Genomic DNA, 26,169 nt, shown 5'->3' on the forward strand with positions numbered 1-26,169 from the left:
GTTATTCTCCGCTGTCTTCATCTTGTGGTTTAGCCGAGGCACTTAACGTTGCCAATAAAGAAGGATCAGCTAATGCTTTTGCGATCAATTCTTCAGCCCCTTCTTTACCGTCCATATAAGTTACTAGGTTTGCTAATTGCGTTCGGGCTTCTAATAATTGTTTTAGACCATCTGTTTTTTTAGCTATAGCTTCAGGAGAAAAGTCATCCATACTTTCAAAGTTCATTTCTACCGCTAAGTTTCCTTCACCGGTTAAAGTGTTTGGGACACTCATTTGTATTCTAGGTTTTGATGCTTTTAAACGGTCATCAAAGTTATCAACATCAATTTCTAATATCTTTCGCTCAGAAATTGGTGCTAAAGGTTCTTCTGGATTACCACTTAAATCAGCCATAACACCCATAACAAAAGGAATTTGAACTTTTTTCTCTGCACCATATAGTTCTACATCGTAATCGATTTGTACACGTGGCGCTCTATTGCGCCCGATAAATTTTTGACCACTTGCCACGTTAGTTCTCCTGCTATTTTATTATTAATCTAATTGATAATTATTCAGTATAGGTACTGAATTAAGGTTTGTCTTATATTCCTACTACTTTTTACCACGAACTTTGAGATGAACTCGAACTTGATTCATTAACTATTTCAGTATCACTTTCTGAAATTCCACCTAATTTATATACTTGGTCTAATGCATCAGGAAAGATGTCTTTAACGATCTCAAGAAAATCTAGATTAACTAATTTTTGTGAACGTTTTATTAAGATAGGAATAGGACTTGAAGGTTCGAACTCTTCATAATAAGCACATATTAGATCAAAACAACGCTCAACATCTTGACGAGAAGATAATCTCATATTACTACTGTCAAAAGACGGACCATTCATTTTTGGCTCACTTGCTACATTTTGATTGGCTAGGGGAATCTCACTGTTTACATCAGAATCTGTTGAATCTGAAATTTCTTCATGAGGCTCAACGATGTCTGTGTTAAGATTTCCGTATTTTTTAATGGTTGCAGCTAAGTGTGTTAACACTTCAGTAGTGGCATCAAAATTAACATTGTACTCATTACTGGCATTTTCTATAAATGCTTGATCTATAGAATTTAGGTGTGAAATACACTGCATAGTTGCTGTATAGGTAGCAAGTAATTCGTCACTATCACTGTCTTTGAATCCCCCCTTCACTTGTGTGATTTCTAAATCAGCATCCGTTTTTTTAGTTGAGGGATCTGTCGCTCTATCTATCAGCTGTAATGAGATGTTACCTAGAACTTTTGATTTGATAATAGGGGTGTTTTTAATAATATTTATAATGAAAGCTTTGTCTGTTAAGTGCCCTAACGCTGAAATACGTTCCATTGGGTCACCATCGTCTTCATCTAGAGGAGGGTAGAGTTCTTTCCAATGATTTGAAATTAATGTAGCGAGGCCACTAAGACATTCTTCAAATTTAATGATGCCTTCGGTATTGAGTACCGCTTGGGAAAAGATAGAAATTAGTTTTAGATCGTGTGTTTGTTCTAGAAAAGCAAGTGCGTTTTTTTTGACTGAACGCCAATCTGGCGGTTCTGCAGGAGTTGTTGTTTGTCCGTCAAATCTTTCTGGAGTACCTTCTGATTCAAAAAAGAAATTTTGAAAACTTGAATCATCCTCAAGGTTGACTCCACAAACATCATTGACTGAAACTTCGGAACTAATTAGTTCGTCATAATTCATCGTTAAAAAAATCCTTTGCTTTTAATTATAATAGTTATGCATAATGAATTTAATACAAAAAAAATTAAAGCAAAAAATATTTTAAAAAAGAAGGTAAATTTAATTTATTCTACAAGATAAAGCGTTTGGGTCTATTATAGAATGTATTTATATATATTGAAAAGTTAATAAAATGGCAGTGTAGCTATTTTATTTTTGAACAAATATTCCATTAGGTAATGTAAAGGATATAGAAAATGCTAGAACAAGAGCGTTTAGTTGCCATTTCAACGCCTTTAGGTGATGATGTATTAATATTACGTAAAGCTGAAATACTCGAGGAGCTCGGCAAACCTTTCTCCATAGATGTTGAATTATTGAGTGATAATGAAGATATCGCATTAGATGATTTGTTAGGTCAAAATGTTACCGTTCGGCTTGAAACTCAAGACGAGAGTCGGTTTTTTAATGGCATAGTCACTGAATTTTTTCAAAAGAAAATATTGATAGAAACGCTTGTTATGGCGCAATTATACGACCTTGGTTTTGGTTATTAACCTTAAGTGAAAACTGTCGTATTTTTCAAGATATGAGTTATCCTGATATTATTAAAGCGGTTTTTGATGAGCTTGGTTTTTCTGATTATGAAAATAAACTGACGAGTAGTTATAGCCCACAGGATTATGTTGTTCAATATAATGAAAGTGATTTTAATTTTGTTTCAAGAATAATGGAGCAAGAAGGCATATATTTTTATTTTAGTCATACCAATGGGAAACATATATTAGTTTTAGTAGATGACAGTTCCGTGTTACCTGAGTGCGGTGAAATACCCTATTTCGATAAAGAAGAGACAAGTTATCATAACGAATTAGAAGGCATAAGCGAGTGGAAAAATTACAGACAACTTCGTACAGGTGGCGTTAGTTTGACCGATTATGATTTTACCACGCCATCGAAAAACCTTGATTCAATTACATCCGATCCTAAAACATCTTCATTATCTGCACTTAAAAAGTTTAAATACCCTGGTAAATATTCTGAAAAAGCAAAAGGGACTGATTACACTAAAATATTAATGGAAAAAGAAAATGCTTTATATGATGTAAAAACGGGTGCGGGTAATCATCGTAGTTTATTTGTGGGGGACAGTTTGATTTAATAGATCATCATAGAGAAGATCAAAATAGTAAATACTTAATTACAACTTTTTCATGTACGTTAAGATCTGATCATTTTATTGCGACGTCAACAGATGAAACAGAGCTATTCACTTGTATATACACTGCAATACCTGCCAACGTTGTTTACCGACCTCAAATATTAGCGGTAAAGCCCAAAATAACAGGTCCCCAAACAGCAATGGTGGTTGGTAAGTCGGAGAAGAAATTTGGACTGATAAATATGGTCGAGTAAAAGTACTCTTTCATTGGGATAGGTATGGTGAAGCGGATGAAAAAAGTTCATGTTGGATTCGTGTTTCTCAAACCTGGCCGGTAAAGGTCGGGGTTCTATGCAAATACCACGGATAGGCCAAGAAGTTCTGGTTGATTTTTTACATGGCGATCCAGATAAACCCATTATTATTGGCAGTGTTTATAATGGTTCAGCAATGCCGCCTTATAAATTACCAAGAAACGCAACACGTTCTGGTGTGAAAACTAGAACAAGCAAAGGAGGCGGCGGATTTAACGAGTTCCGTGTAGAAGATAAAAAAGGTGAAGAACAAATATTTATTCATGCTGAGCGCAATCAAGATATTAGAGTGAAAAATAGCCAATATGAATGGATAGGAAATGAATTACACATTAATGTTGAAAAAAACCGTTTTGAATTTATTAAAGAAAATGATAACTATCTTGTTGAAGGAGACTCTTTAACGGGAGTTACGGGAGATGTGCATAATCAATATGCAGCGAATATAATTCAACAAACTGCTGCAGATGAGAATTACACTATTGGTGGGGATAGAAACCAAGATATTGGTGGAAGTGAAAGTTTAAAAGCAGGATCAGATATTAAGTTAGATGCAGGTTCAAATTACGGTGCTAAAGCAGGTCAAAATATTGATATTAAAGGCGGTATGAATATCAACCTTGAAGCCGGCATGAGTATCAGTATAAAAGCAGGCTCAAGTTTTATCGCTATAGGCCCCGGCGGGATTGATATTAGTGGACCCATGGTCAAAATTAATAGTGGTGGCTCTGCTAGTTCTGCTAGTCCAGGAAAGCCGAGTTCTCCTGCTTCGCCTGATGAAGCTGAAAAGGCACTAGCCGCAGATAATGCTAGTGCGCCGGGCAAAGCTGATTTACCAAAAGCAAAACAAGCTAAAGGCGAAAAAATAAAAATTAAGCCTGTTAAGGCCACAGAATATAGTCCTCGTGCTAAAGTCATGCAGAAAGCTGCGGAAAGTGGTACGCCATTTTGTGAGCAATGCGAAGCTGCTAAAAAGTGAATCTAGTTATAATGTATTATTACAGAAAAAGCTAAAAGGATATTTCATGCTAGATAAAAAAGCTATTGAAAAAATTAAAACATACTTGTTTTCAGATGAGCTGAATATTTATGCAATTATTGATGGTGCAGCATGCCCTGAATTACGGTTTAAAATTTATGATTGGGAACCGCAAAGTGCATGTTTGTGGAGTGGAGAGTTAGCCCCTGATTTACAAGAAGTCGCCCCTTATTTGGTGTTGCTCGATCGCGACTCTACTTTTACTGATTGGCTTATCACACAAGGTTGGGATAAGAACTGGAATATATTTGCTACTTCAGAATTAGATTTTAAAGCGTTTAGAAAACAGATTAGAAAGCTACTTTTGGTGAAATCGCCTGAAGGCCAGAATATGGTTTTTAGGTTTTATGATCCAAGAGTGATAAAAGAGTTTTATAAAATTATCACACCTGAACAAATGCTTCTATTGTTTGAGGGAGTATGTAAGTTTATATATTGTGACAATAGTGTCAGCATATGCAGCTTATATCCAAATAATGAATCTAATTATTTTTCAATTTAACTAAAGGTGTGAATATGTTCTCGATAACAAATGAGCAAATTAAACATTTTGGCTCAATTAATGAAAACAAATTTATTGATAGTTTGTTTTTGGAGCTAAGTGAACTTGAAGTGAAAAGCAAAGATAAACTTAAACCATTTATTATTTGCTGTATTTATGATTGTGAAGAATATGAAATTTTAAACGAAAGAGATGTTGAACAGTTTGTATATTTAAGGCTCCGTTTTGGTGATGATTTTCCTAACTCAAATACTTTTGATTGGGCTTTAAAAATTTTGAATCATACTGATATTGACGGTACTGAGAAAATAGAACAGCTTAATGATTATATAACATTTATAATCGAAGCTTAATTATGGAAGGTTAAAAAATTGAATAGTGGCTCCGTTTCTATAGCAAATAAAGAGTTTTATAAAAATCATCCTGAGATGGTCCAAAATGGTAAAAAAATTCCGATTGACGCTACATCACTAGAACATGAAGAATATAGACAAGAATGGAAAAAGCACTATGAATCAGCAAATAATTCAAATGTTGAACCTGTTCCCACAGCAAAAAAAACTCAGACGACACCAAAACCCAAAAAAAAACCGGTTTCTAACAAGGCAGTAAAAGGAGCCGTTTTACCCTGTGAGCAATGCAAACTTGTCAACTCCACAGTACAATGTTCGCATGGTCGGAAGGCAATTCATAACATGCTAGAAGTTGTACCTTCAGAAACAGGGGATTTAATCTCACTTAATTCAAAATACCGTAATGCTTGTGGAAAACACCCTCGTTGGGGGGTATCTGGTTATACATCTTCTACATATAAGAGTAGTTCAGCAAAGTTTAATGCGATGTCTTGGCGAGTAGGAAAACCTACTTGGCTCGCAAGTATAGTACCTCATGAATATACAATTAAAGCGACATCTTGTTCAGGAGGAAAAACAACGATCGTACGAGCATATCCTTCTGATAAAATTAGTGTCAAAATAGACGGTAAAGCTTGGCGAACAGCCAAGGATAAAGTTGAATATATTATTGATAATGTTTTGGGGCAATATTTAAAGGAGCCAAAATTTCAATTTTTAGAAGGGACATTAAATTTAACTGTCGGTCGGGAGGAATACCCTAAAGATAATAGGGCGTTTTATAAGTATGATGCTAGTGTTGGGTTTAATCCTTTATTAGGGGCTAAAATTCGAATTCCTTTTGGTCCCACTGCTGCATTACCTAATTGGATGAAGGAATATGGTGATTTTTATTTATTTGCTGAATTTAGTGGGGGAGTGTCAATAAATGGGCACTGGGCTAAAGTTAGTCCAGATAAATCAGACGCTTATATTGATGCTAAAGGTAGTATTGAGGGCAAGATTGGAGCTAGTTTGTTTTTAGTAAATGACTCTGTATTGAAAGTAGAAGCATCTGGTGGTACAGGGATTAGTATTGTTGCACAAGCTGATAGTGAAGGAGATAAACCTGCCATTGTTGCTGATATTTTATGGGAGGGCATTAAAGGTGAAGCAACAATAGAAGTTGCTTGGGGAATTATTGAGTTTAAGAGAGAATTTAATATTGTAGACCCTCAAACACTAAACAAATCACCGTTAAAACTAGATCTGTCCACAGTGTTATCAAATTAATTTAGGAATTTTAAATGGTACAGTATGTATTAGAGTCACAATGTATAGGATTAGGCTATAAAGTTTATATTAATGGTGTTCCCGTTAGTGAAGGGGATGATGGAAGCCGTTCTGTGCAGCAATCTAAAATATCACAGTGGCTTATTAATGGCTCTAATAGAGTAGATGTGGAATTATACAAATTAACTGATGAAAGTAAAATAGTGACATCAGACTTTAAAGTAACGCTACTTAAAGGTGAGTTAGGAAAAGAGCCTGGGACAGAAGGCGTTTTACTTGATTATTCTTGGGACGAACAAATTAGTCCCATTTCTATAACAAATTCTATTGTAAAATCTTTTGAGTTTGAAGTCATTGGTTTGCCAACAGACTGGTTGTGGTTATCAGCTAATACTGCTGAAATATCTCATTCAGATAAAATCGAAATAGTAAAATTGCTCAAGTTGATATATTTACTTTTTAAATCGACTGATATCCCAAATATAATGAAATTCCTACAAATTAAACACAGAGAAATAGCGAGTGCTATGGGGATCACTCAATCTCAAATTGAGCAAGGTTTGGCTATGCATCTTAAAAATATTTGGTCAGATCCTGAATGGAAAATCTTAACGGTTAATTGGGAAAATTTATTGATTACGCCATTATCTAATAATCGATTATATTCTATTAAAACTTATGAAAAAGGTTCAATTATCCAAATTGAGACACCAAATAAAAAATACATGTTAGATCTGATTATTAGCAAAGTTCTTTGGTCGTTGGACTATTGTTAGGTGAATAATGATAAAAATATTAATTACAGGGATCATAATTTTAGTCTTAGGATGTTTATGTTGTTATTTATATTTTGTTAATTACACAAATTTGAATATCAAAAAAGAATGGTCCAAATCCAATGCAACGATCGTTTCTGCTATACTAAAAGAGGGGTTTTATGAAAGTAAAACTGGCGGACCAACTTCTAGAGGTTTATCTTCACCTATCTGGAAGTTAGATTTAAGATATAAATATAATATTGATGGTCATGAGTATGTTGGAACAGAATACTCTAATGAAGGGATGTTTTCTGTGGAAAGGAAATCAGAAGAAATTCCCACAGAATTAGCAACTAATATTGAATCTATGTTTGGTATACATAAAATAGTTGAAGTTTATTATAATCCAAATAATCCTAAAGATAGCTTTTTAAAGTATGAATATAAAACAGGATTAATTTGGGTTTTAATTACAGGATTATCATTTTGCTTACTTGGTGGATACCTGATTTTTTTCGCTATTAAAGGGAATTAATATGAATGATCGTTAATACCTATCTGCATGGCTATTTTTAGTGTGTTTTAGAAAAAAACATTTGGATTGAGTACATTTATTTCTAACTAAGCTATGGTTAATCCTAAGCTTTCTTTATAATTAAAGGTTTTTGGGGCGGATATGGCAATACAAGTTAATATGGGGGCTAGTTTAATGTGTACGATGGGGCTTTCACCGAGCTCGTTAATAGTTTTGCCCATCAATAGAGTTATTACCGAAAATAAGCCCGCTGCCAATATTATGGATCACAAACCGTTTGTGAATATCATGCCCTTTGGAATGTGTAAATCACCCGCAAACCCGGCTGTTGCGGCTGCAACTGCCGCTGCTCTAGGCGTATTAACCCCTATGCCCTGTACACCCGTTACTCCCGCACCTTGGGCGCCAGGTTCATCAACCGTGATGATTGCTAATTTCCCTGCTTTAAATAACACAAGTAAATGCATGTGTGCGTTTGCCGGTACTATTTCTATTACTAATCCAGGGTGTACTAAAGAGATGATTCCATGATAATTTTTGAGGGGGAGTAAAGGGGAGAAAATCTTGAATTTTAGTATGAATATAGAGGAACACCTTAGCTAAACCATTGATAATAGTTAGCTAAGGTTATTCGAATTGGCTATTATTTATTGGTTTAATAATCCATAAACACCAATAGAGAATGCTCGTTTGTTGTTAGAGCCAGTAAGCGTATTAACGTGAATACTTTCACCCAAAGTTAATGGGTTTAAAGAATATCGAGTATCAGCCGTTCCTTCTGAGTAACCAACACCAACATTACGTTTAAATTCATAAGCAATAACATCGCCTTTTTCAACACTGACAGAATTTACAAATTGATGTTTTGTTAAACCTAATTTGTATAATTTTATTGGATTACTTTCCCAAACAACGACTAAATTACTTTCAATATAACGCAATACTTTTACTTTTACATCTGATGGGGCATTCACATAGGCGCCTAACCCAGTCAGCACACCTGAACTATTAATTCTATTGTTTAGGTCAACAAGTGTCATTGGGTTTTTTTCAATATTGTTGCGTTGAACAAGTTCACCGCCAATATAATCTAGTAAATCACCTTCAACAAGAAACTCTTTTAAAGTACTTATTTGATTTTGAACAAATTTTCGTACTTGATTTCTTAATACAGATGATTCTTTTACTCTAGACTCTTTTTCCGTATCTAGTACTGAAACCACACCATTTAGTTTTTCAATATCTAATTTAAGTACGCGATTTTCATTAAAAAGTTGATTGTTGGTTGTCTTTTCTTGTGCGAGTTTATTTTCTAAATTTGTTATGACGCTTTGAGGGTTATTTTTGCCTGTAGAGCCACATCCTACTAATAAAGATGTAACCGCTACAATAGTAATGATTAAACGCATAGTATTCTCCATATATGTTTATTGTAATGTTTAGTTTTCTATTGAAAATTTATAACTTGATACTTTTTCATTTTTTAACATAAAATCAATAAAATATCCTCCTTCGGAAAAGCCTGCAACAGGTCTGGATATTTTAAAATACTTAACGCCTTTATCTTGTGACAAAATAACAGCTGTTGTGCTTAGTTTATCACTGATACTACCGGCATAAAGTATAGCTTGTAATACGTTAGTTTTATCACCAAACGTACTAAACTCAAAACCAATGTATATGGTTCTTTCTGCTTTTAATTTAGGTATAGCACTTGTAGACATATCCGCAAATTCTGTACCTTTTACTATAACTTTAGTTATTTTAGGTTTTTGAGCATCTGCAAGTTTTTTTATGGCGGTGTTTAGTGCTAATTGTTGATTAAGTGCCTCTGCGCTTGTTGGGAAGTATTGAATTGTAAAATCAATTTCCTCTTGTGCTTTACTGAAGTTTTTAGCAGTAATATGTGCAGAAACATTGCGTAAAAGTAGATTTTCTAATTCTGCTATTTCTAACACTGCTTCTTGATTGCTCGAATCTATTTGCAATACTTGCTGATAAATAGATAATGCGTTATCTCCTTTAGGAGTGACTAAGTTCCCATTTTCTTTTTGAATGCTAGCGGCTAATAATAATTGTTTTATTTCTTCAAGTTTCTTTTGAACTTGTGCATTTTCATCAAGGTGACTTTCTATTTTTTTTCGCAATGCTGTAAATTTACTTGAAGATTCAGCATGAATGTTTTCTGCAATATCAACAGATGACAATGCTTCCTTATAGCGTTTTTCTTTTATTAATTGATTGATATTTTGATAATATTTATCACTAATATTAATTATTCCCTCTTTAGCCTCCTTATTATTTGGAGATATAGCAAGCACTTTTTTGTATAAAGAATGAGCATTTACTTCATTTGTTCCTGATAGGGTATTATTAGCCAAATGATTACCGGCTTGCTCTAGTAAAAGACTAATGTTAGAAATAGTAGCAATTTTGTCTTTAATTGATACTATTTGCGTGTCATTTTCAATGTCAGGAAAAGAACGTAGCATTTTATTTAATTTATTCGTTGCAAGCTTTAATTCATTATTGAGTATGTGTTCTTCAATCAGATCAAGATAAGTATTTTGAATCGTTTTATAACCATTCACCACTTTAGGATGCTCATTTTCTAGCAAGGAAATGAGTTGGTAGGTCTGATATAATTCATCAATAGTATCTGGATTATTAGATAGCTGTTGTTCTTGAATATCTGCCTTCTTTAATAATCCTTGTAATCTTTCCTGAATCTGGTTTGCTTGTGCTTCCTCAGCAGCTTTAGCCTCTTGGGCCTCTTTTGTTTCTTGCGCTTTTTTGGCAAGTAAATTATCAGCCTCTTTCTTTTTAGCATCTATTAATTGTTGTTCGATAAGTTTTGTACTCTCAATTAATGCATTGAGCTTTTCGTCATTTTTTGGGCTAAAATAAGTGAAGGCTGCTATGCCTACAACAACTACAGCGGCAATAGCGATAGCCCATATTATAGCCGTAGGTTTCTTTTTAGTCGCTTGAGGGGCAATGTTGACTATCTTGGTTTCATCATCTTGTTCGTTTCTTGTGTTTGTATAGTTACGAACAGAGGTAGTACCGGAATTTGATATAGGTGTAGAAACATTATAATTGACATGTTCTCCGCTATCCCTATGTCCATCTTGAGTATATTGTTCGTTAATCTTATTTAAATCATCATCAGAAATATTATTGAGTGCCTTGATGATATCTTCACCATTTTGATATCTGTCTTCAGGTGATTTTGCCATGAGCTTTTCAATTATAGGTTGAAAAACATCTTGGAGATACTCAGGAAGAGGGGGAATTGGATCGGTTAGGTGCATAATACCGACAGACACTGCGGAATCACCTTGATAAGGAAGCTGTCCCGTTAATACTTGAAAAAATACGACGCCTAAGCTGTAAATATCTGACCGCCAATCGACTTCTTTCCCTTTAGCTTGTTCAGGACTCATATAATAAGGTGTGCCGATAGCAGTACCTGTTTGAGTCATCTCACTTATACTGTCAAACGCTTTTGCAATGCCAAAATCCATCAAAACAGCACGACCATCTTCATTATTTATCATAATGTTTTCGGGCTTTATATCTCGGTGAACATAACCTTTTCTGCCTGCATAATCTAAAGCGAGAGCAACTTCTTTGATAACTTTAATTAAATGAAATAATGAAATGGTGTGAAGTTTTTCTTTTAAATCTACACCTTCAATGTACTCCATTGATAAGTAATGATGATTATTAACTACGCTGACATCATAAACGGTAACAATATTTGGATGAATTAATCGACTAACGATTTTAGCTTCTTGTAAAAAACGGTCTTTAAAACTGGCGTCAGAGGAAAGTTGTTCCGCCATTATTTTAATGGCAACTTTTCTATCAAAACTTTCTTGTATAGCTAAATATACTGTTGCCATACCTCCGTGACCAAGCACTTCTTTTATTTGATAGCCATTAATTTTTATTGAATTACAATCCATGCTGATACTTTTTTACTCGCAAAGTTAAATATATTAATTATTATTTTTGACGTTAATTACTATGAATATAGCGTGTAACTTCATTAATTTAATTAAAGTATACACCTAAGTAAATTAATTTATTGATTATTTAATGATTATTAATAACGGGTTGAATTATTTTCAGACTTTTTCGTACTAACATTGCACAGAAGTTTTATCTATACAAATTTTTTTGAATATAAAGTCTTAAATAAACAACTAAACATAGTTTGAGTGTATGTATTAGATATGTAGGTAAAGAATTGATTTGTGTTTATATGATTAGTTTCATTAATTAAGTGATCTATTTTATACGTAGAAAAAATTGCCAAATACAAGGCATTTATTTTAATAACTAGTTGTTAAAATTATTAAATAAATAACGAAGTAGTTGGTGAGTTTAGTAAGTAGAAATGATCACGTAGTTAGTGATATTGGAATTATTCTAAGATAAAAGCTAGTAGTTAATTCTAGCTTTTATCTTGAGCAATGACGTTATGTAATTATAGGTGTTTTGCAAAGTGTTTAGTTATTGGTTTATTTAACTTCTTCACCTGCAGCTTGTTTATCTGCATGGTATGAAGAACGGACAAGCGGTCCACAAGCTGCATGTTCAAACCCCATTTTTACCGCTTCTTCTTGAAACATATTGAATTCATCTGGGTGAACATAACGCTCAACAGGTAGATGATCTTTACTGGGTTGTAAATATTGGCCAATTGTTAACATGGTTACACCATGGCTTCGTAAATCACGCATCACTTGCAGAATTTCTTCGTTTGTTTCACCTAAACCAACCATTAAGCCTGATTTTGTGTTAACTGTTGGATTTGCCTCACCAAATTTCTTTAATAAATCTAAAGACCATTGGTAATTGGCTCCAGGGCGGGCTTTTGTGTATAGGCGGGGTGCTGTTTCTAAATTGTGATTAAAAACATGGGGAGGGTGTTGATTAAGTATTTCTAATGCTCTGTCCATGCGCCCGCGGAAATCAGGCACTAAAAGTTCAATTTTAGTGTTAGGCGCTTGTTCATGAATTTCTTTAACACAATCAGCAAATTGTTGTGCACCGCCATCACGTAAATCATCGCGATCAACAGATGTAATTACAACATATTTTAATGCCATATCCTTCAAACTTAAGGCTAATTTCTTCGGCTCTTCAGTGTCAACTGCTAACGGTCTACCATGACCAACATCACAAAATGGACAACGACGCGTACAAATATCACCCAAAATCATAAAAGTAGCAGTACCATGATTAAAGCATTCTGATAGGTTAGGGCAAGAGGCTTCCTCACATACAGAGTGTAAATTATGCTTACGTAAATTTGCTTTAATACTGTCAATACGATCACTTGAACGTGGTAGCTTTATTCTTAACCAACTAGGTTTACGCAACATGCTTTCTTTGGTAGAGCTCACAACTTTAATAGGGATATGTGCCAACTTATCGGCATCGCGTAGTTTAGTGCCAGGAGCCATCTTTACAGATCTATTTAGCTTTGTGCTAGTACTGGATGTTTTACAATCGTTGGCTTGCATATCATTAGTTGGCATGTTGTTACTCTTCATTACTCGGTAATCCTGTTTGGTATATTACTTCGTCTGTTATTAACAAAGTAACTAAATGTTTAACCAAAGCATTACTTGCATCAGTTATGTTTTGTGGGCCGTTTATATCACACGTTTGAATCATTTCAAGTCCGGCATACCCGCATGGGTTTATGCGTAAAAAAGGGGATAAATCCATGTTGACGTTGAGTGCCAAACCATGAAAAGAGCAGCCTTTTCTCACTCTCAGTCCGAGTGAGGCAATCTTTTTATCATTAACGTAAACGCCAGGGGCGTCGGGTTTTGGATAAGCTGTAATACCAAAATCATTAAGGGATGCGACAATTGCATTTTCAATTAATGTGACCAATTGTCTTACGCCCATTTTTCGTCGGCGTAAATTGATCATAAAATAAATAACTTGCTGTCCAGGGCCGTGATAGGTTACTTGACCACCGCGATCAACTTTAACTACTTCGATATCGCCTGGCATTAATAAATGCTCATCTTTACCTGCTTGTCCTTGTGTAAAAACAGGGGGGTGCTCAACTAACCATAATTCATCGATTGTTTGCTCACCACGCTCATCAGTAAAGCTTTGCATAGCATGCCAAACTTTACTGTAATCCATGGTATTTAACTGGCGAACGACTAAATTATGTTTGTTCTGGCTTGTGATAGGGTTAGACACAAAAAATCTCACAGCTGCTGAAAATTATATAAAACAAGTTATAAAACGTAACGTACTTGTTCTATAGCATTCAAGGTTTTGTAAATTGTTTCTATATGATATTTACTAGTAACGGTTACAGGAATTGAAACCGAGTGATAATTGCCTTTAGAGCTAGGCGTTATTTTAGTCGTATAATCGCCAGGTGTATGCTTTTGTAATTCTTCAATAATTAAGTCAGGCAATTCATCACAAGCAACGCCCATCACTTTAAAGTGAAGTACTGTTGGAAAATCTAATAATTCGTCAAAATGGGTTTTCATGTTCTTCTCTACAAAAGTCAGGACGATCAATAAGTAACCACATGGATACCCACAGTTACGTTACTCTGAAAAAATTCATGGGATTATTTTATCATTAATTTAGGTGAAAAGGCTATTAGCCATATAAAAATTGATTTAAAAAACTAGTAGCACAGTAGAAGGTATGATTAAATAACTGTTGTTATTTACAGTGCTTAAGGTTTTTTATATGTCATTTATCATGCAACAAACTGAATTTATTGCTTTTGTTGTTAATGCTGCGGTTGTTGTATTGTTGTTAGTTCTTTTGTTCATTTATAGACAAAATGCAGCACACAACAAGAAAATCAATTTGTTAACTGTCATGGTGGAACAATCATTATCTTCTCAAAATAGTATGCTAATACAGTTTTTCGATAAACAGCAATTGCAGTTATCCAGTACGTTTGAGCAACAAATGGCAGATCTTCGCCTTAAGCTTTTAAGAGAGTTAAGTAGTCATAAAGAACAATTGAATCAAACGTTGGGGCAAAACCAAAATCAAACACTCGAGCAGTTAATTACGCACTTAAATACAACGACTAAAGCAAACCGTGAAGAGTTAAGTAAGTCTTTAATACAAAGTAGTGAGCAAATGGCCAAACGTATTGATGTCTTAACAAATGCCACGGATAAACGCTTACAAGATATTAGTGGTCAGGTAGAAAAGCGACTTAGTGAAGGCTTTGAAAAAACGACTAAAACGTTTAGCGATATTCTACAGCGATTAGCGTTGATTGATGATGCCCAGAAAAAGATTACTGAATTGTCAACCAACGTGGTCAGTTTGCAAGAAGTTTTGAATGATAAACGCTCACGAGGTGCTTTTGGCGAAGTACAACTTAGTGGCTTAATTCGTAATGTTTTACCAGAGCAAAGCTTTAAACTACAACATACTTTATCGAATGGAAAAATTGCGGACTGTGTATTATTTTTACCTGACCCTACTGGTAATGTAGTCGTTGATGCAAAATTCCCGTTAGAAAGCTACCGTAAAATGATGGATTTTGAATTGGCTGAATCAGATAGAAAGTTAGCGCAACGACAATTTAAAATTGATATTAAAAAACATATTAATGATATTAGCGGAAAATATTTGATTGATAAGGAAACCGCTGATGGAGCAATAATGTTTATTCCGGCGGAGGCGGTTTTTGCTGAAATTCATGGACATCAAAGTGATTTAGTTGATTATGCTAATAAAAAGCGGGTTTGGTTAGTTTCTCCCACTACCCTAATGGCTATACTTACAACAGCAAGATCTGTGTTAAAAGATGAGGCTACACGAAAACAAATACATATTATTCAAGCACATCTATCTGAGTTGGGACAAGATTTTGACCGTTTTAAAAGTCGATTTGCCAATTTGGCCAAACATATAGATCAAGCTGCTGTTGATGTAAAACAAATTCATACATCAGCAGATAAAATTTCTAACCGTTTTGAAAAAATTGAAAAAGTAGATCTACTTGAAGAGGAAAAAGAAGACTTATACCAAATAGAATAAGTCGTTTACTTTGTGCTCCTAATGAACCCTGTTTATATGATAGCTAAAAGGCGACATTAATAAAAACGATCAATAGCAAAATAGGGCAAACAAAGCGTAAATAGAATCCGAAAGCTTTTAATTTTACATCATTTTGTAATGTAGCTATATTAGTGAGTCTGTTACCTCGTTGCCAAATCCAACCGATAACAATGAAATAGAATAATGACATCAGTGGCTGTAGTATCGTTGTTAATAACTGGACTACTAAGCCAAATAGAACATCAAAAAATGAGATAAGAGTTAAGTTGGCTAATAAGACGATACCTGATACTAACCAAGTTGCACGGTTACGGTTAAGTTTTTTATCTTCAACTAAATAGGAAACAGGTACTTCTGTTGTTGAAATTGTGGAGGTGAGCGCGGCTATAGACAACAACGTAAAGAAAACAAAAGCAACGATTAATCCAATAGACCCCATAGACCTAAATAGTGTTGGCAAAATTTGGAAAATTAATTGACCTTCTCCAATAAGGTGACCGCCAGAAAACACTTCTTGACCAAAGCATGTTGTGCTACAAATAAAGCGGGTATAATGAGTAAAACCTAAAAAAGCAATGACCGTATCAAGAGCTGCGATAGAGATAACTAACTTGCCAATGTCTTGATCTCTTTTCATATAAGAGCCGTAAACCATCATACCGCCAACTCCAATTGACAATGAGAAAAATGCCTGGCCCATGGCAGAAATGATTAATTTAGGGTTGGTTACTTGCGAAAAGTCAGGTATGAGATATAAAGTGAGGCCTTCTATTGCCCCATCTTGTTGTAAAATATAAATAATAAGACTAATCAACATGAGCAGTAAAATAGGCATTAACCGACCAGACCATCGTTCAATACCAAGCATGAACACCTTGATGGATTATCCCTGCTCCTAGCACAATGAAAATAGGTGTGAAAATAATATTACGAAGTGTGCTTGATGTTGATAACCAGGTAGCAATATCAATGTAACCAAAGAGTTCTAAAAGTGCGCTCAATGCATGAGCTAACATCCGGCCGACAACTATTGTATAGAAACTTAACATCATAATAGCGCCAACCAGGCCAATAATACCCGCACAGTGACCAATCTTTTTAAACCGGTCGCCACAAGCCTGTGCTAATGCGCCAACAGGATTTTTTTGTGCTTGATTACCTATATATACTTCTGCATACAACGCAGGAAGCGCTAATAAAAGTGTAACAATAAGATAGACAAATAAAAATGCACCGCCGCCATTATTGGCTGCTTGTGTTGGAAAGCCCCAGATATTACCTAACCCAATGGCAGAGCCGGCAGCTGCTAATACAAAACCAATACGAGAATGAAAAGAATCGCGAGATGTGCTTGATGATGACATAAAGTTACAATTATAGAGTAAGAATATAGATTAAAAAGGGAGCTTACCTAGTAAAAGAGGTAAGGGGAAGTCTTAATGACTATTGTACACAACAAATGAATGCTTTTTCTGCAGCTTTCCAATAAAAAGTTATGCTATTATTTGGCAAATTTTAGAATAAGCTATACAGATAGAGTAACCATGCTTAAGTACGAAATAATCCCTGTAACCCCTTTTCAGCAAAATTGTACATTATTTTGGTGTGATGAAACTAAAAAGGCCGCTGTAGTTGATCCTGGCGGAGACCTTGAAAAAATTATAGCGGCTATTGAAAACCATGAATTAACTTTAGAAAAGGTACTATTAACTCATGCCCATATTGATCATGTTGGGGCTACTAAGGCATTATCCAAACAGTATAATGTGGTTATAGAAGGTCCTCATAAAGAAGATCAGTTTTGGATAGATTTAATTGAAGAACAAAAGCAACGTTTTGGGTTTTCTTATGCAGAATCATTTACTCCAAATCGCTTTTTAGAACAAGGGAATACGGTAAGCTTCGGTAATATCACTTTAGAGGTTTATTTTTGCCCTGGGCACACGCCAGGTCATGTCATATTTTTTCACCGAGAGTCAAAGCTTGCTCAGGTGGGGGATGTTCTATTTCAGGGCTCTATTGGTAGGACCGATTTTCCTAAAGGCGACCATAGAACATTAATTCATTCTATTCGAAATAACCTGTTCAAATTAGGTGATGATGTTCGCTTTATTCCCGGACATGGTCCAATGAGTACTTTTGGTATTGAACGTCTTACTAATCCTTATGTTAGCGATCAAGCAGTAGGTATAAATCGATAATATGGCAAACTTTATTTTTCGCACGCAAAAGCGTTTAAAAAAATTGATTCGAGCAAGTTATTTCAAGGAATAGTTATTGCCGTGATTTTAGTTTCGGCATTATTAATTGGCGTTAAAACACATAACTTGTCTGAAAACACAATCGCAATACTTACTTTGCTAGATTTTTGCGTGACTATTTTTTTTGTGATTGAAATAACTATCCGTTTTTTAGCCTACCCAGATAAAAAACAATTCTTTCGCAGCGGATGGAATATTTTTGACACTGTTATTGTTATTGGTAGCTTGATACCTGTTGGTGGTTCCGGCGTTTTACTGGCTCGCTTACTGAGAGTGTTTAGAGTATTACGTCTTGTTTCTATGGTTCCTGAGTTACGCTTATTGATTAATGCATTACTAAAAGCTATTCCTCGAATGGGGTATATCGCGTTGTTAATGTTTGTAATTTTTTATATTTATGCGGCAATGGGAAGTATGTTTTTCCATCAAATAAATGAAGTGTTATGGGGAAATGTCTCCATTTCCATGTTGACGTTGTTTCGGGTTGCTACTTTTGAAGATTGGACAGATGTGATGTATGAAACTATGGAAATATATCCCCTCAGTTGGATTTATTATTTAAGTTTTATCTTTTTAACTGCATTTGTTTTCTTAAATATGATGGTGGGTACCGTACTTGAAGTGATGAGCCAAGAGCATGAAAACTATCGTGCGGAGCAGCACGGAGAAACAGGTGATGGTGGTGAGCCTGCCAGTCGAGCTCAAATTGAAAAACTTGAGATCGAGTTAGCTGAAATTAAGCGGCTATTGTTAAATAAGTAATGTAGATTTTATTTGGATTTTTGATAACGCATCAAAATTCGGTCTAAGTGATTGGCAAAAGTTTGGCGATCACTTTGACTCATGGCAGCAGGTCCGCCTGTTTGTATACCGCTTGCTCTCATCGTATCCATAAAGTCACGAATATTTAAGCGAGATTTTATATTTTCTTTGGTTAAAAGCTCGCCTCTTGGACTCAAAACTATAGCCGACTTGCTTATAATTTCATCCGCTAAAGGTATGTCTGCGGTGATCACTAGATCGTTTTTTACTACTTTTTTAACAATTTCATCGTCAGCAATATCAAAACCTGAACTAACTTGTATAAAGTGAATCACACTTGAGGGAGGTATCCTTAAGTGATGATTAGCGATTAATGTTGTATGAATTTTTGTTCGCTCAGCTGCTTTAAATAAGATGTCTTTTATCACTACCGGACACGCATCCGCGTCAACCCAAATTTTCATAAATATAATAAAACCTCTGCAATCAATGTGAGTATTAATAAATATTTTACACTGATATGATAATGCATCATTTATTTCGATAAGACACTTTTTTTAAATGACATCTCAAGAAATTAATCCTAAATACATACAAATCTGGGAGACAGTACAAAAAATTCCTGAAGGAAAAGTAGCTTGTTATGGACAAATTGCTGATTTAGCCGGTCTGCCTGGTAAGGCTAGACTTGTAGGTAAGGCACTTGGTAAAGTACCTAAATCAGGTTGGCAAAAAAAAGCAGTGCCTTGGTATCGTGTAATAAACGCGCAGGGCAAAATTTCATTTTCGTTTGATAATAGTCATTTTAAAAAACAGACACAATTTTTACAAGATGAACAAGTAGCTGTTATTGCAGGAAAAATAAATCTAGTTGAGTTTCAATGGCAACCTAATATGACAGAACTATTGTTCACTTTAAAATATTGACCTAGCGGGTATTCGCGTTTTTTACGCTAGGTGAACTAGAATATAACGCATTTTATCGCCACAATGTAGTTCAAGCACTGTATTTTAAATAGGCAAATGGTACAAATAAAGTTGACTTGCTACGAAAGAATTAGTAAAACATGCAAAGCAATTTATTTGTGCCTGATTTTAGGCTATTTTGCTTAAGTAATAATCAAAAAAGACCATACTTGAAACTTGAAATGATTTATTTACATAAATATTTCATTTTATTTGTGTGATATTTTTTATTTATTACTAGAAAAAAATAGATAACTTTAGAATTCCTATCTTGACAGTTTGATTGTCATTTGGGATTATCGATAGGTTGTATTCATAAAAGTTACACATAACAAAACGACAGATTTTTATATTTGCGGTAACAAAAATCTTTGTTATCAAAATTTAAATAGCAATGGTTGGGAACTATGTCCAAAGTAAGTAAGAAAAGCCTTATCGCCACGGCGATGGTAGGCGCACTAGCATTAACAGGTAGTAATATCGCTGCTGCTGATGCATTATCAGACCTTCAAAACGCTGAAGCTAATATATTTAAGCAATCAGCTAAATCACAAGCGAAAATCAATACGCTTTACGAACAAACGCAAGAACTTCTTGCTGAGTATCGTAATACGGTTGATGAAGCTGAGGTACTAAGCGGCTATAACGATCACGTTCAACGAATGATTGATGATCAAAAAGCAAATATCGCATCATTACAAAAGCAAATTAATGGTATTGATAAGATAAAACAAGGTGTTGTACCACTAATGTACAAAATGATCGACACCTTAGAAAAATTTATTGACCTAGATGTTCCAATGAATATTGAACGTCGTAAAGAGCGTGTTGAGAACTTACGTGATGTAATGACTAACTCGAACGTTACTACGTCTGAACAATTCCGTTTAGTACTTGAAGCGTATGAAATTGAAGCCGGTTACGGCACTATTTTTGATGCTTACCAAGCAGAAATGGATTTTAACGGCACTACACTAACCGCGGATTTTGTTCATATGGGACGTATTGCTTTTGTAGCACAGTCTCTTGATGGTAAACGCTCTTGGTTATGGAATAACCAAAGTCGTGCATGGGAAGAATTAAGTGACGAATACTTAAAACCAGTTAAAGATGCTATCGCTATGGCACGTAAACAACTTCCAATGGATTTAACTAAATTACCAGTATTTGCAGCAGGAGCAGAATAATGAAGAAAGTTATTAATTTTGTAACGCTAGCAGCAATAATGACCGGTTTAGTTGCATCATCACAAGCAAATCAATTAGATGATTTATTAAAACAAGTTAAATCAGATCGTGTTTCTGAAGCAAAACTTGATAAAAAGCGTGAAGCAGAATTTATTTCAGCACGTGCTGATAAACAAGCACTGTTAAATAAAGCGAAAAAAGAATTAGCGGATCAAAACGCTCGTAACAAACGTTTAAGTAAAGAATACGCGGCAAACGAAATTACTTTAGCTCAAAAAGAAGTTGAGTTAGATAATGCCACGGGTACATTAGGTGAAATGTTTGGTGTTTCTCGTGCAGCTGCTGCGGGAGCATACGGTCAAATAGCAACGTCAATCGTAAGTGCTGAATTCCCAGGTCGTGGTGAAGCGTTAAATCGTATTGCTAACGCTAAAGAAATTCCTGCGTTGGAAGATCTTGAAGAATTATGGTTTTCTTTACAAACTGAAATGACCCAATCTGGTAAAATTTCAAAATTCACAACTGAAGTAACTAACTTAGATGGCTCTAAATCTACGGAAACAGTAACACGATTAGGTACTTTCAATTTAGTATCTGACAATGGTTACTTAACCTATAATGATGAAGTTGGTCAAGTTCAACCATTACCTAAACAACCTGCTTGGTTATATTGCAAACACGGCAACTACCTTCTTCAATTCAACATCAGGTTATACAGGTGTTTACGTGGATCCTTCACGTGGTGGTATTTTATCACTAGAAACACGTAAGAAAACTTTAGAAGAATTCTTCCATGAAGGTAAAGAAGTTGGTTATGCAATCACTGTTCTTTTAATTATTGGTTGTTTAATTGCACTTGAACGCATTATTGTATTAGGTAGCATGAGCTCTAAAATTAAAGCGCAAGAGAAAAATCTTGATACGCCTAACTCTAACAACCCTCTAGGTCGTTTATTACAAATTTATCATGACAACAAAGCTGTTGATGCTGAAACATTAGAGCTTAAACTTGATGAAGGTATATTACGTGAAACACCAAAAGTAGATCGTGGTGTTAACTTAATCAAAATGTTTGCTGCTATTGCTCCATTAATGGGTCTATTAGGTACAGTAATCGGTATGATTATGACGTTCCAAACTATTACATTGTTTGGTACAGGTGACCCGAAAATTATGGTCGGTAATATCTCACTAGCGTTAGTTACTACTGCATTAGGTTTGATTTGTGCATTGCCACTTATTCTTATCCATTCAATTGTTGCCGGTAAAGCGAAAGGCGTTTTACAAAAACTAGACGAGCAAAGTGCAGGCTTAATTGCTGCGATTGCTGAGAAGGAGTCTAAATAATGTTATTCCTGATAGAGCTTTGGGAATCTGTCAGGGGTTTTATTGCAACTGGCGGGAACGTACTTTACGTTGTTGCCTTTGCACTCTTATTGATGTGGATAATGATGATAGAACGTTATTGGTTCTTATCAGCAGTCTACCCAAAGAATGAAAAACGATATTGTTTCTCGTTGGGATGCACGCTCAGACACAACGTCTTGGTATGCACATCGTATTAGAGAGACTTGGATTTCCGAAGCAAACGAACTGCTTGAACAGCGTATGGTTACCATCAGAACTTTAGTGGCAATGTGTCCATTAATTGGTTTGTTGGGAACAGTAACCGGTATGATTGGGGTGTTTGAAACAATGGCACAACAAGGTACGGGCAATCCGCGATTAATGGCCGCAGGTATTTCGCAGGCAACTATCCCGACAATGGCGGGTATGGTAGCAGCACTATCTGGCGTGTTTTTTAGTTCAAGACTAGACGCTCAAGTTAAACTAGCAAAGGCTAAACTGGTTGACAGTTTACCTCATCACTAGAGAGATATTTTCATGGCACGTAAAAAAATTCGTGAGGACGAAGAAGCGGCAATTGATATGACACCAATGCTTGACATTGTATTTATCATGCTGATCTTCTTCATCGTAACCACTTCTTTTGTTAAAGAAGCCGGTATTGAAGTAAATAAACCTAAAGCAGCACAACAAACTAAACAGAAAAACGCTAATATTTTTATTGCAGTCAAAGATAATGGTGAAATATGGTTAGATAAAGGTCGTGTTGACATCGAACGTGTTGGCGCAAGGATTGAAAAACTACTTGCTGAGCAACCAACTGATGTTGTAATTATCCAAGCTGATAAAGACGCTAAGCACGGTGTTGTTGTTAAAGTTATGGATGCAATTAAAGAAGCAGGAAGTGGTCTTAGAATATCCATTGCTGCAGCGAAGGGGTAGAGTATGGGACGCTTTTTAGTATCAATACTACTAGGCGCTGTGGTTACCTTTGGTTTATTTGCTTTTATGGCTTTCCTTGTTTCTAGCGGTGATAGAAGCAAAGAAGAGGCACAAGAGAATATAATCGTAGAAGTAAATACTACGCCGCCAAAGTCTTCTGCAGAAACACGTCGACGTGTTCCGCCACCGCCACCGCCGCCACCCAAAGCGCCGCCAAAGCAACAGACTCCAGAGCCTGAAGCAAGTAACGACACAAGTGGGTTGCAATTTAATATGCCGGGAGTGCAATTATCAGGGGCATCAACAGGGTTATCTGCACCGGGGGTGGTTTCGGTCGCGACGGTGATGCAACACCAATTGTTCGAATAGAGCCTAAGTACCCTATTCAAGCCGCACGTGATGGTAAAGAAGGTTGGGTTAAACTTTCTTTTACGATCAATGAAATTGGTGGTGTTGAAGATGTTGAAGTAATTGAAGCTCAACCTAAGCGCGTGTTCGACAAAGAAGCTAAACGTGCACTTAGAAAGTGGAAATATAAGCCTAAAGTTGTTGAAGGTAAACCGATGAGACAACCAGGTTTAACAGTTCAACTTGACTTTAAAATGGACGGAGGGAAGTAGTTATGTTTAAACAATTTAACCTTAAGAACTTTTCTTTTATAAAAGCATCGACTTCGTTAGTTGTTATCGCTTCGCTTTTAATGGGACAGTTAGTTGTTGCTGACAATGCAATGGCTGCTGCTCAAGAAGAAAAGAAAAAACGTCCTACGCAGCTTGTTGGTCCATCTGTTGGTAAGAAAGTACAAAAAGCTTTTGAATCTTACCAAGAAGATGATATTGATGGTGCTTTAGTAATCTTAAAGGATATTGATGCTAGTAAGGATTATGATAAAGCTTATGTATCACGTTTTATAGCGGTAATGTACGCTACAAAAGGTGACCATGAAAAAGAAGCTATAAATTATCTTAATCAAGCATTAGCACCTGATATTTTAAATGAAGGTGACCAAGGCGAAGCTTTAAAGTTATTGGCTGATTTGCAAATGCAAACGAAAGACTATAAAAATGCTTTAGCTAATTATTATGCTTGGATGGACTTTACAGGTAAAAATGATGGTGGCACTTGGGTTAAAATAGCGCAAGCAAATTATGAGTTGAAACAATTAGATAAAATGATTGTTCCTGCTGATAAAGCTATTGCTGCTTATGCTGATAAACCAAACCAAAATCCATATATATTAAAATTAACTTCTTATTATGAACGCAAAAAATATAAAGAAGCAATTGATGTATTGGAAACGGTTATATTAATTTTCCCTGAAAATAAAACGTGGTGGACACAGTTATCAATGTTTTATTTGCTTGTTGAAAATTATCCTAAAGCATTGCAAACTCTTGACCTAGCATATAAACAGGGTTTTCTTGAAAAAGAATCTCAGATTAAAACGTTAGCAAATTTATATTCTTCTAATGAGTCGCCTTATAAAGCAGCTACGTTATTAGAAAAACATATTGCTTCAGGTTTGGTCAAACGAGATGACAAGAATATCTCAACGTTAGCTAATGCATGGCATGCAGCACAACATGTTAGTACAGCTGCTAAGTATTATGGTGAGTTAGCCAAGATGACTGGTGAAGCTAAACATTATAGCAAGCAAGGAATGTTGTTGAAGCAAGACGAACAATTTGCAAAAGCAATTCCAGCTGTTGAACAAAGCATTAGAATTAGGGATAAAAAATGAGGGACGTCTATACATGAGTATTGCAGAATCTTATTTTTACCTTGGAAAATATAAAGAAGCTTATACAGCTATCAATAAGGCAATGGATGATCCTAAGTCACGTAAAGCGGCAAAAGGTTGGAAAGGTTTCATTGCGGATACTGCGAGACGTAAAAACGTATCAATATAGTTAAATAAGGTTCATGCTTATTTTTTATAAAGCCGCCTATTCTTTTAAAGGGGATACTGGCTTTTTTATAAAATAAAATAAATAAAATAAATAAAATAAATAAAATAAATAAAATTCAATAAAATTGAAATTTTAATACTAGTTCAAAGGTCTATTTGAACAGGTAAACAATTTATACCGTTCGAGTATTTATAATTAATAATAAGGAAACATATCATGAGTTTATTTAAAACATCACGTTTAACTGCAATTATGGGGCTATTGGCCTTTGCTTTTGTTGCTAGTAATGCAGTAAAAGCAGAAACCAACCCCTTTACTTCACAAAATTTAGTCACAATTGTTGCAGAAGAATCTACTGATGCAAAATGTGGTGAAGGTAAGTGTGGTGAGAGCAAAGCTAAAGCTAAAGCCAAAACTAAGTGTGGTGAAGGCAAATGTGGTGAGAGCAAAGCTAAAGCCAAAACTAAGTGCGGTGAAGGCAAATGTGGTGAGAGCAAAGCTAAAGCCAAAACTAAGTGTGGTGAAGGCAAATGTGGTGAAAGCAAAGCTAAAGCCAAAATGAAGTGTGGTGAAGGCAAATGTGGTGAAAACAAAGCTAAAGCTAAAACCAAATGTGGTGAAAGTTAATTTATAAAATTGGCTAAGTTACTATACCGATCTTATTTTATTTAAAAAACGAGCATACGCTCGTTTTTTTGTGAAGAAAGCACAGTGGCTAAAACACTGATAATTATTCATCATAAATCCTAGATTTTAATAATAGACTAAAGCTGTTAAAATAAATAAACCAACTTTTATAATTTAACTTTGCCCAATAGGAATAAATTTGAACAATAATGATGTGCTGCGTCGATTACGTTATACTTTTAATTACAACGATAAAAAGATGATAGCTTTGTTTTTATCGGTCCGGCGTAACAGTTACTAGAGAGCAAGTCAGCCAATGGTTAAAAAAAGATAATGATGTTGACTTTGTTAGTTGTCAAGATTTTGACCTAGCCGCTTTTTTAAATGGATTTATTGATGAGAAAAGAGGGAAAAAGGAAGGGAAGCAGCCACTACTTGAAAAAC

29 protein-coding genes and 3 pseudogenes are annotated in these 26,169 nt (G+C 35.1%); 22 read left to right on the forward strand and 10 right to left on the reverse strand.

Features of this window, described 5'->3' with window-relative positions:
- Position 1: 1 nt before the first annotated feature.
- Positions 2-511 (reverse strand): type VI secretion system contractile sheath small subunit, encoded by a 510-nt coding sequence (gene tssB, locus L3081_RS08540; RefSeq protein ID WP_242284899.1) that lies wholly within the window; start codon positions 509-511, stop codon positions 2-4.
- A 91-nt stretch (positions 512-602) separates the two neighbouring features.
- A complete protein-coding gene (gene tssA, locus L3081_RS08545; RefSeq protein WP_242284900.1) occupies positions 603-1,724 on the reverse strand; it encodes a type VI secretion system protein TssA in 1,122 nt (373 codons plus the stop codon).
- A gap of 236 nt (positions 1,725-1,960) precedes the next feature.
- Here tssA and L3081_RS26660 point away from each other — a divergent pair, with 236 nt between their 5' ends.
- The 9 genes from L3081_RS26660 to L3081_RS08585 all read left to right on the forward strand — a co-directional run bounded on the left by L3081_RS26660 (position 1,961) and on the right by L3081_RS08585 (position 8,169).
- Positions 1,961-2,260, forward strand: coding sequence for a contractile injection system protein, VgrG/Pvc8 family (locus L3081_RS26660; RefSeq protein WP_274620380.1), 300 nt, complete (start codon positions 1,961-1,963; stop codon positions 2,258-2,260).
- The gene (gene tssI, locus L3081_RS08550) at positions 2,236-2,865 is read left to right on the forward strand and encodes a type VI secretion system tip protein TssI/VgrG (protein ID WP_338027283.1); all 630 of its coding nucleotides are present in this window, start codon (positions 2,236-2,238) and stop codon (positions 2,863-2,865) included. The genes L3081_RS26660 and tssI overlap by 25 nt, the downstream gene beginning before the upstream one ends.
- Before the next feature lie 351 nt (positions 2,866-3,216).
- Positions 3,217-4,158, forward strand: a complete 942-nt coding sequence (locus tag L3081_RS08555; protein WP_242284901.1) for a type VI secretion system Vgr family protein — start codon at positions 3,217-3,219, stop codon at positions 4,156-4,158.
- Between the two features lie 46 nt (positions 4,159-4,204).
- Complete coding sequence (locus L3081_RS08560; RefSeq protein WP_242284903.1) at positions 4,205-4,720, forward strand: DUF4123 domain-containing protein; 516 nt, start codon at positions 4,205-4,207, stop codon at positions 4,718-4,720.
- A gap of 14 nt (positions 4,721-4,734) precedes the next feature.
- Positions 4,735-5,073 carry a hypothetical protein gene (locus L3081_RS08565; RefSeq protein WP_242284904.1) on the forward strand — a complete coding sequence of 113 codons (339 nt, stop codon included), beginning with the start codon at positions 4,735-4,737 and terminating at the stop codon, positions 5,071-5,073.
- 18 nt (positions 5,074-5,091) lie between these two features.
- Positions 5,092-6,345, forward strand: a complete 1,254-nt coding sequence (locus tag L3081_RS08570) for a hypothetical protein (RefSeq protein WP_242284906.1) — start codon at positions 5,092-5,094, stop codon at positions 6,343-6,345.
- Positions 6,346-6,359: 14 nt separating this feature from the next.
- Entirely contained in the window at positions 6,360-7,121 is a 762-nt protein-coding gene (locus L3081_RS08575; protein WP_242284911.1) for a hypothetical protein, read from the forward strand.
- 7 nt (positions 7,122-7,128) lie between these two features.
- On the forward strand, positions 7,129-7,638 hold the full coding sequence (locus L3081_RS08580; RefSeq protein WP_242284913.1) for a DUF3592 domain-containing protein: 510 nt from the start codon (positions 7,129-7,131) through the stop codon (positions 7,636-7,638).
- 141 nt (positions 7,639-7,779) lie between these two features.
- Positions 7,780-8,169 carry a DUF4280 domain-containing protein gene (locus L3081_RS08585; RefSeq protein WP_242284914.1) on the forward strand — a complete coding sequence of 130 codons (390 nt, stop codon included), beginning with the start codon at positions 7,780-7,782 and terminating at the stop codon, positions 8,167-8,169.
- A 116-nt stretch (positions 8,170-8,285) separates the two neighbouring features.
- On the opposite strand, the gene L3081_RS08590 is transcribed toward L3081_RS08585, so the two are convergent.
- The 5 genes from L3081_RS08590 to ybeD form a co-directional block, all read right to left on the reverse strand.
- Positions 8,286-9,047 carry a hypothetical protein gene (locus tag L3081_RS08590; protein WP_242284916.1) on the reverse strand — a complete coding sequence of 254 codons (762 nt, stop codon included), beginning with the start codon at positions 9,045-9,047 and terminating at the stop codon, positions 8,286-8,288.
- Between the two features lie 30 nt (positions 9,048-9,077).
- The gene (locus tag L3081_RS08595; protein WP_242284918.1) at positions 9,078-11,609 is read right to left on the reverse strand and encodes a serine/threonine-protein kinase; all 2,532 of its coding nucleotides are present in this window, start codon (positions 11,607-11,609) and stop codon (positions 9,078-9,080) included.
- A gap of 558 nt (positions 11,610-12,167) precedes the next feature.
- Entirely contained in the window at positions 12,168-13,115 is a 948-nt protein-coding gene (gene lipA / locus L3081_RS08600) for a lipoyl synthase (protein ID WP_242285698.1), read from the reverse strand.
- A 79-nt stretch (positions 13,116-13,194) separates the two neighbouring features.
- Positions 13,195-13,815 carry a lipoyl(octanoyl) transferase LipB gene (gene lipB, locus L3081_RS08605; RefSeq protein WP_242285700.1) on the reverse strand — a complete coding sequence of 207 codons (621 nt, stop codon included), beginning with the start codon at positions 13,813-13,815 and terminating at the stop codon, positions 13,195-13,197.
- 98 nt (positions 13,816-13,913) lie between these two features.
- Positions 13,914-14,177, reverse strand: a complete 264-nt coding sequence (gene ybeD, locus L3081_RS08610) for a DUF493 family protein YbeD (protein ID WP_242284920.1) — start codon at positions 14,175-14,177, stop codon at positions 13,914-13,916.
- Positions 14,178-14,385: 208 nt separating this feature from the next.
- On the opposite strand from ybeD, the gene L3081_RS08615 reads away from it, so the two are divergent.
- The gene (locus L3081_RS08615) at positions 14,386-15,702 is read left to right on the forward strand and encodes a DNA recombination protein RmuC (RefSeq protein ID WP_242284921.1); all 1,317 of its coding nucleotides are present in this window, start codon (positions 14,386-14,388) and stop codon (positions 15,700-15,702) included.
- A 43-nt stretch (positions 15,703-15,745) separates the two neighbouring features.
- On the opposite strand, the gene L3081_RS08620 is transcribed toward L3081_RS08615, so the two are convergent.
- Complete coding sequence (locus L3081_RS08620) at positions 15,746-16,591, reverse strand: sodium-dependent transporter (protein WP_242284923.1); 846 nt, start codon at positions 16,589-16,591, stop codon at positions 15,746-15,748.
- Positions 16,578-17,087 carry an SLC5/6 family protein gene (locus L3081_RS08625; protein WP_242284925.1) on the reverse strand — a complete coding sequence of 170 codons (510 nt, stop codon included), beginning with the start codon at positions 17,085-17,087 and terminating at the stop codon, positions 16,578-16,580. Before L3081_RS08625 ends, L3081_RS08620 begins: the two co-directional genes overlap by 14 nt.
- A gap of 180 nt (positions 17,088-17,267) precedes the next feature.
- On the opposite strand from L3081_RS08625, the gene L3081_RS08630 reads away from it, so the two are divergent.
- Both L3081_RS08630 and L3081_RS08635 read left to right on the forward strand, forming a co-directional pair.
- Complete coding sequence (locus L3081_RS08630; RefSeq protein ID WP_242284926.1) at positions 17,268-17,924, forward strand: MBL fold metallo-hydrolase; 657 nt, start codon at positions 17,268-17,270, stop codon at positions 17,922-17,924.
- Positions 17,925-17,966: 42 nt separating this feature from the next.
- On the forward strand, positions 17,967-18,746 hold the full coding sequence (locus L3081_RS08635; RefSeq protein ID WP_338027284.1) for an ion transporter: 780 nt from the start codon (positions 17,967-17,969) through the stop codon (positions 18,744-18,746).
- Positions 18,747-18,754: 8 nt separating this feature from the next.
- On the opposite strand, the gene L3081_RS08640 is transcribed toward L3081_RS08635, so the two are convergent.
- Complete coding sequence (locus L3081_RS08640) at positions 18,755-19,210, reverse strand: YaiI/YqxD family protein (RefSeq protein ID WP_242284930.1); 456 nt, start codon at positions 19,208-19,210, stop codon at positions 18,755-18,757.
- A 97-nt stretch (positions 19,211-19,307) separates the two neighbouring features.
- Here L3081_RS08640 and L3081_RS08645 point away from each other — a divergent pair, with 97 nt between their 5' ends.
- From L3081_RS08645 to L3081_RS28135, 10 genes and pseudogenes are all read left to right on the forward strand, one after another.
- A complete protein-coding gene (locus tag L3081_RS08645; RefSeq protein ID WP_242284931.1) occupies positions 19,308-19,673 on the forward strand; it encodes an MGMT family protein in 366 nt (121 codons plus the stop codon).
- Positions 19,674-20,119: 446 nt separating this feature from the next.
- Positions 20,120-20,899 (forward strand): DUF3450 domain-containing protein, encoded by a 780-nt coding sequence (locus L3081_RS08650; protein ID WP_242284934.1) that lies wholly within the window; start codon positions 20,120-20,122, stop codon positions 20,897-20,899.
- Positions 20,899-22,246 (forward strand): annotated as a pseudogene (locus tag L3081_RS08655) (MotA/TolQ/ExbB proton channel family protein). Before L3081_RS08650 ends, L3081_RS08655 begins: the two are co-directional and overlap by 1 nt.
- Positions 22,246-22,771, forward strand: a pseudogene (locus L3081_RS08660) (MotA/TolQ/ExbB proton channel family protein). Before L3081_RS08655 ends, L3081_RS08660 begins: the two co-directional pseudogenes overlap by 1 nt.
- 12 nt (positions 22,772-22,783) lie before the next feature.
- The gene (locus L3081_RS08665) at positions 22,784-23,188 is read left to right on the forward strand and encodes an ExbD/TolR family protein (protein ID WP_242284935.1); all 405 of its coding nucleotides are present in this window, start codon (positions 22,784-22,786) and stop codon (positions 23,186-23,188) included.
- Positions 23,189-23,191: 3 nt separating this feature from the next.
- Positions 23,192-23,808 (forward strand): annotated as a pseudogene (locus tag L3081_RS08670) (energy transducer TonB).
- A gap of 2 nt (positions 23,809-23,810) precedes the next feature.
- A complete protein-coding gene (locus L3081_RS08675; protein WP_242284936.1) occupies positions 23,811-24,929 on the forward strand; it encodes a tetratricopeptide repeat protein in 1,119 nt (372 codons plus the stop codon).
- A 13-nt stretch (positions 24,930-24,942) separates the two neighbouring features.
- The gene (locus L3081_RS08680) at positions 24,943-25,098 is read left to right on the forward strand and encodes a hypothetical protein (RefSeq protein ID WP_242284937.1); all 156 of its coding nucleotides are present in this window, start codon (positions 24,943-24,945) and stop codon (positions 25,096-25,098) included.
- A 216-nt stretch (positions 25,099-25,314) separates the two neighbouring features.
- Complete coding sequence (locus L3081_RS08685) at positions 25,315-25,725, forward strand: HvfA family oxazolone/thioamide-modified RiPP metallophore (RefSeq protein ID WP_242284939.1); 411 nt, start codon at positions 25,315-25,317, stop codon at positions 25,723-25,725.
- 214 nt (positions 25,726-25,939) lie between these two features.
- Positions 25,940-26,026, forward strand: a complete 87-nt coding sequence (locus L3081_RS28135) for a hypothetical protein (protein WP_338027285.1) — start codon at positions 25,940-25,942, stop codon at positions 26,024-26,026.
- Positions 26,027-26,169 lie beyond the last annotated feature (143 nt).

The organism is Colwellia maritima, assembly GCF_022669015.1.
Taxonomy (GTDB): domain Bacteria; phylum Pseudomonadota; class Gammaproteobacteria; order Enterobacterales; family Alteromonadaceae; genus Colwellia; species Colwellia maritima.